Annotated in this window: 2 protein-coding genes; one reads left to right on the forward strand and one right to left on the reverse strand. The window is 74.3% G+C overall.

Translation table 11 applies throughout. The annotated features are described in order from the left end of the window. A partial coding sequence (locus D8M29_RS11945) for a S1C family serine protease (RefSeq protein WP_148111614.1) occupies positions 1–877 on the forward strand: 877 nt, incomplete at its 5' end. Between the two features lie 15 nt (positions 878–892). Here the strand turns inward: D8M29_RS11945 and D8M29_RS11950 are convergent. Further along, on the reverse strand, positions 893–1,387 hold a 495-nt coding region (locus tag D8M29_RS11950), incomplete at its 5' end, for a ZIP family metal transporter (protein ID WP_161972462.1).

Below are 1,387 nucleotides of genomic sequence, written 5' to 3' on the forward strand. Positions count from 1 at the left end.
TGTCCTCCTCGTGGAGACCGCCCTCGGCGCCCGCACCGGCACGGGGACGGGCATGGTGCTCTCCCCGGACGGGCTGGCGGTGACCAACTACCACGTGGTCGAGGACTCCTCGGAGGTGCACGTGGTGGTCGCGGACACCGGCGCGCGGCACACGGCCACGGTGCTCGGGCGCGATGCCGAGCAAGACATCGCGGTGCTCGACGTCGAGGGCGTCTCAGACCTGCCGGTGGCCAGCGTCTCGCTGGACCCGGTGCGGCGCGGGGACCAGGTGGCCGCCGTCGGCAACGGCGGAGGCCAGGGTTATCTGACGGCCGTGCGCGGCACCGTGCTCGGCACGGACCGCTCGATCATGGCCGCGGCCGAGGGCACCGATCAGTACGCGCGCCTGTCCGGCCTGATCCAGACGGACGCGGACGTCGTGCCCGGCTACTCCGGCGGCCCGGTGGTGGACGACGCCGGCCAGGTGGTCGGCGTGACCGTGGCAGCCAGCGACGGGACCACCGCAGACGAGGTGGACGGCTTCGCGATCCCGCTGGAGGTGGCCTTCGACGTGGTGGACCAGGTCCTCTCGGGTGAGGAGACGGACACCGTGAGCATCGGTGCGGACGGCGCCCTGGGCATCATGGTCGGCGCGGATCCCGACGTCGGCGTCGTGGTCATGCAGGTGGACGCGGGCTCCGCCGCCGAGCAGATCGGCCTGGTCGAGGGCGATGTCATCCTCGAGATCGAGGGGCGGACCGTCGGCGACGACGCCTCCCGGATGTCCCGCCTGGTCAACGACCACAACGTGGGGGACCGGATCACCGTCCAGTGGCGCACCGCCGACGGCGAGGTGCGCGAGGCCGAGGCGGTCCTGCAGCCGGCCCTCGTGAACTGACCGGCCCCCCGGCGCTCAGGAGAGCAGGTCCAGTGAGAGGGCCATCGCGGCCACGCCCAGCAGCACGCCGCCCAGCGCCGCGGCGCGGCCCCCGGCCGCCCGGGCGGCGGGCAGCAGCGCGTCGAGGCTCACGGTCACCATCACGCCCGCCACGGCCGCGAAGACGGCGGCCAGGAGCGCGGGTGTGAGGAACGGGGCCAGCAGCAGCCAGCCGATCAGCGCGCCCAGCGGCTCCGCGATCCCCGTGAACGCGGCCCACGCGAAGGCCTTGCGCCGCGATCCGGTGGCCTGCCGCACGGGCACGGCCACGGCCACGCCCTCGGGAACGTTGTGCACGGCCATCGCGACGGCCAGCGCGAGGCCCACCGACGGATCCTGCAGGGTGCCGGCGAAGGTGACGAAGCCCTCCGGCAGATTGTGCAGGCCGATCGCCAGGGCCGTCACCGTGCCCAGGCGCAGCATCCGCCGCCGGTCCAGGCCGGCCGGGTCGTCGACGTCGCCCGGCATCTC

It is taken from the genome of Micrococcus sp. HSID17227 (genome assembly GCF_003989405.1).
In the GTDB taxonomy this organism is placed as follows: Bacteria; Actinomycetota; Actinomycetes; order Actinomycetales; family Micrococcaceae; genus Micrococcus; species Micrococcus luteus.